The sequence below is a fragment of the Polynucleobacter sp. 35-46-11 genome, assembly GCF_002281105.1.
Window position 1 is genome coordinate 1 of record NZ_NCFJ01000424.1, and the last position, 4,517, is coordinate 4,517.

The window sequence follows — 4,517 nt, forward strand, 5'->3', positions numbered from 1 at the left end:
CGCTATTTTTGCAGAAAAAAACGACTGATTATTAAATAGAAGGGCTGTGAAGCATGGAACCATTGATGCAAGAAAACCGCGTATTTAACCCACCTGCAGACTTCGTTAAATCTGCTGCCATTCCTGGAATGGAAGCTTACAACAAGCTTTGTGCTGAAGCCAATAAAGATTATGACGGTTTCTGGGGTCGTCTTGCTAAAGAAAACATCTTCTGGAAAAAACCTTTCACTAAAGTCTTGGACGAGTCTAAGGCACCCTTCTATAAGTGGTTTGAAGATGGCACAACTAATGCTTCTTATAACTGCTTAGACCGCCAAGTTGAAAATGGTCTTGGTAATAAAACTGCCATTATTTTTGAGGCCGATGATGGCTCCGTTACGAATGTAACTTACCAAGAAATGCTTGAGCGCGTTTGCAAGATGGCAAATGCGCTGCGCAAAATGGGCATCAAGTCTGGTGATAGCGTTATCATTTATATGGCAATGACGATCGAAGGCGTGGTTGCGATGCAAGCCTGCGCCCGTATCGGCGCAATCCACTCTGTCGTGTTTGGCGGCTTTTCTGCTCAAGCTTTGCGTGACAGAATTATTGACGTAGGTGCTGTTGCCGTGATCACGGCTGATGGCCAATTCCGTGGTGGTAAATCTTTGCCATTGAAAGCAATTTGTGATGAAGCGCTATCTACTGGCGAATGCCCTAAAGTAAAGCATGTCATCGTAAACAAGCGCACTGGTTCTGAAGTCACAATGACTGCAGGTCGTGATGTGTGGATGCAAGAAATCGTAGCAAATGAATCGACTACTTGCGAGCCAGAGTGGGTAAGCGCTGAGCATCCACTCTTTATTCTTTACACATCTGGATCAACTGGCAAGCCAAAGGGTGTTCAGCACTCTACTGGTGGTTACCTCTTGTGGGCGATTCTCACAATGAAGTGGACTTTCGACATCAAGCCAAATGACGTGTTCTGGTGTACTGCTGATATTGGCTGGGTAACAGGTCATTCCTATATTACCTATGGCCCACTCGCAGTTGGCGCCACTGAGATTGTCTTTGAAGGCGTTCCAACTTATCCAAATGCTGGTCGTTTCTGGGACATGATCCAGAAACACAAAGCAACGATTTTCTATACAGCTCCAACAGCGATTCGTTCTTTGATCAAGGCATCTAGCAATGATCAAGCATTGCATCCAAAGAGCTATGACTTATCTTCATTGCGCCTCTTGGGTTCAGTTGGTGAGCCGATCAATCCTGAAGCTTGGATGTGGTACTACGAGAATGTGGGCGGCTCACGTTGCCCAATCGCCGATACGTTCTGGCAAACCGAAACTGGTGGTCACATGATTTCACCATTGCCAGGTGCAACACCCATGATTCCAGGCTCATGCACATTGCCATTACCAGGCATTCAGGCGGCGATTGTGGATGAAGCAGGTGTAGACGTTCCAAACGGTCAAGGCGGTATTTTGGTTGTGAAGCGCCCATGGCCATCCATGATTCGTACCATCTGGGGTGATCCTGATCGTTTCGTGAAATCGTATTTCCCAGAAGAGTTGGGCGGTACTTTGTATCTAGCAGGTGACGGCGCAATCCGTAACAAAGAGACTGGCTACTTCACCATTACTGGTCGTATCGATGACGTGTTGAACGTATCTGGTCACCGTATGGGCACGATGGAAATCGAATCTTGTTTAGTTGCCAATCCATTAGTTGCTGAAGCTGCAGTGGTGGGTCGTCCTGACGATATGACTGGCGAAGCAATTTGCGTATTCGTGGTTCTTAAAGGCGGTCGTCCAACGGGCGATGAAGCTAAGAAGATCGCGACTGAGTTGCGTAACTGGGTTGGTAAAGAGATTGGTCCAATCGCTAAACCTAAGGATGTACGTTTTGGCGATAACTTGCCTAAGACGCGTTCTGGCAAGATCATGCGCCGCTTGCTGCGTGTGATTGCTAAAGGTGAAGAGGTGACTCAAGATACTTCAACTCTCGAAAATCCAGCAATCTTGGACCAGCTTAAAGAGTCTGTATAAGTAGTCAATTGTGCTTTTACAGGCAGACCCTTCCTGCAAACGTATAATCATTAGCTGTACGGAAGGGTGGATGAGCGGTTTAAGTCACACGCCTGGAAAGCGTGCGTAGGTTAATAGCCTACCGCGGGTTCGAATCCCGCCTCTTCCGCCAGGTTCGAATCCCGCCTCTTCCGCCAGTAGTTTGAAACCACCTTCGGGTGGTTTTTTCTTTGTTTTTGCCTCATTTTTGCTCTAAATGAGCCCTAATCTCCAAATTAGTTGGCCCCTCAACCCCCTGTTTTTAATCAAATAAAGGGGCTTTTTGATCTTTTTGTTGCGTTGCCGCAAATAAATCTTGCAGTGCAACAAAAAACTTTTTACAATGGTGCATCGCAACAAATTTCATCAATTTAAAAAGTTAGGAAAAATCATGTTCCAGAATCAATTAAACGACCAACTCACACAAGCTCAAGCTAAAGCAGTTGAAAACGCAAAGTACTTGGCTCAAGTAGCTGTTGAAAGCGCAAAAGAATTAGCTGAAATCAACCAAGCTGCCGCTAAAGATGCTCTAGTAGTTGCTCAAGATACCAGCGCACAATTGTTGGCAATCAAAGATGCACAACAGTTGGCAAAATTGGCTCAGCCAGAAACTGCCCAAGAAGCTGCTAAGTATGCTGCTGCTTACCAAGCTAAAGTAAATAAAGTTGTACGTAACGGTAACAAAGAAGTTGCTCAAGTAGTTGACGCTTCTATTGATGACGCACGTGCTGACATGGTTAAGTTTGTTAAAGAAGCAACTAAGACAGCTCCTGCTGGTTCAGAGGCATTTGTATCTGCATTCAAAACTGCATTTGAAACTTCACTCCAACAATTTGATCAAGTTCGCGCTTCAGCAACTGACGCTTTCGCAAATTTTGAGAAAAGTGTTGACGCTGCATTGGCTAACATTCAAGGTCAATACGCTGTAGCTAAGCCAGCTGCAAAAAGCCGTAAAGCTGCTTAATTCGTTTTAATAGCCTTGCGCGAGAAACCGCCTTCGTGAACTGACCCCCAGTAGTTGGACAGTTTAGTTAGGTTAGCACGAGGGATTGAGTTCGGTATTGCACCGGGCTCAATCCCTTCAGTTTTTGTTTGATCCGATCATGGTTGTAGTAATGGATGTATTCCCTTAGTGGATGTATTCCCTTAGTTGCGCTTTAAATAATTCGATAGTCTCAAACTTCTGTTGGTAGAAGAACTCCGTTTTCATAATCCCAAACCAGTTCTCCATGACAGCGTTATCTAGACAGTTGCCTTTCCTGGACATGCTTTGGGTAATACCTTGTTCTTTTAATGCCTCCTGATAAAACCCCATTTGGTATTGCCAGCCCTGATCAGAGTGCAGCATTGGGCGATCCTTTTACGCAGTCTTTTAAAGGCGCTTTGGAGCATCTGCATCACCATATGGATCTGTGGCCTGTCAGCAATCTCATACGAGATAATCTCCTGGTTATAAAGATCCAAGATAGGCGAGAGGTAAACCTTTTCACCTTTGATATTGAACTCCGTGACATCGGTTACCCACTTTTCATTTGGTTTTTTAGATGCAAAGTGACGATTCAGTAGATTGGGGGCTACTTTGCCAACGGACCCTTTGTAAGACTGGTAACGCTTGGGCCTAACGGTCGACTTGATCCCCATCTGAGTCATGAGTTTTTGGACTGTCTTGTGATTAAGGTAATGGTTCTGACGCCCCAGCTCTGCCTGTACTCGCCGGTAGCCGTAGCGACCCTTGTGGGTATGGAAGATGGTCTTAATTTGGGTTTTTGCGTCCAGATAAGAATCGGGTTTACTACCAACACTGACCTGGTAGTAGTAGACGCTCCTAGGCATCTGAGCTGCAGTCAATATGGCTTGTAATGGGTACCGCTGCCTTAACTCAGTAATTACTTGGGTTTGTTCTTGCTTGCCAAGTGTTTTTGCTGGGCTAAGGCTTCGAGCTTTTTTAGGTAAGCGTTCTCCACCTCTAAATACTGCGCTCTGCACAGTAACTCCTCATGGGTGAGCTCGGTTAGTGGCTTAGCGAGAAGCGCCTTGATATTGCTCGGTTTGAACTTCAATGGTCGTCCAGTAGGTTTGGGGTTTAGAGCTATGACACCGTCCTTATTGTAGAGTTTTTGCCATACCCAAATCGTGCTGGGAGAGGCAATATTGAAGTGGGCTGCTGCTGACCTAGCGGATAGGTGGTGCCTAGCCATATATTGCAGAACTTGCATCTTGAACTGCGCAGTATGCATTTGGGGGCCAGGATTAAGTCCAGAAAGACCATGTGCCTGATAGGCTAGAGACCACTTACGAACATCCGAGTGACCGATATTAAACAAATAAGCAACCCGTTTTTGGCCGCCAAATTTTAAATACTCATTAACTACTTGGAGTTTGAACTCCGTACTGTATTTGCTCATAAAACAAAACCCCCTTGGTTGGACATAAGGTCCAACTTTTGGGGGTCAGTTCACGAAGGCGGTTTTT

2 protein-coding genes, 1 tRNA gene and 1 pseudogene are annotated in these 4,517 nt (G+C 45.6%); 3 read left to right on the forward strand and 1 reads right to left on the reverse strand.

What is annotated here, in order from left to right:
- Nucleotides 1–53: 53 nt before the first annotated feature.
- The 3 genes from acs to B7Y67_RS15885 all read left to right on the forward strand — a co-directional run bounded on the left by acs (nt 54) and on the right by B7Y67_RS15885 (nt 3,009).
- The gene (acs, locus tag B7Y67_RS15875; protein ID WP_293599466.1) at nt 54–2,027 is read left to right on the forward strand and encodes an acetate--CoA ligase; all 1,974 of its coding nucleotides are present in this window, start codon (nt 54–56) and stop codon (nt 2,025–2,027) included.
- Nucleotides 2,028–2,087: 60 nt separating this feature from the next.
- Nucleotides 2,088–2,178 (forward strand) — tRNA-Ser (locus B7Y67_RS15880).
- A gap of 258 nt (nt 2,179–2,436) precedes the next feature.
- On the forward strand, nt 2,437–3,009 hold the full coding sequence (locus B7Y67_RS15885; protein WP_293599467.1) for a phasin family protein: 573 nt from the start codon (nt 2,437–2,439) through the stop codon (nt 3,007–3,009).
- 67 nt (nt 3,010–3,076) lie between these two features.
- On the opposite strand, the pseudogene B7Y67_RS15890 reads toward B7Y67_RS15885, so the two are convergent.
- Nucleotides 3,077–4,450: pseudogene (locus B7Y67_RS15890) on the reverse strand (IS3 family transposase).
- Nucleotides 4,451–4,517 lie beyond the last annotated feature (67 nt).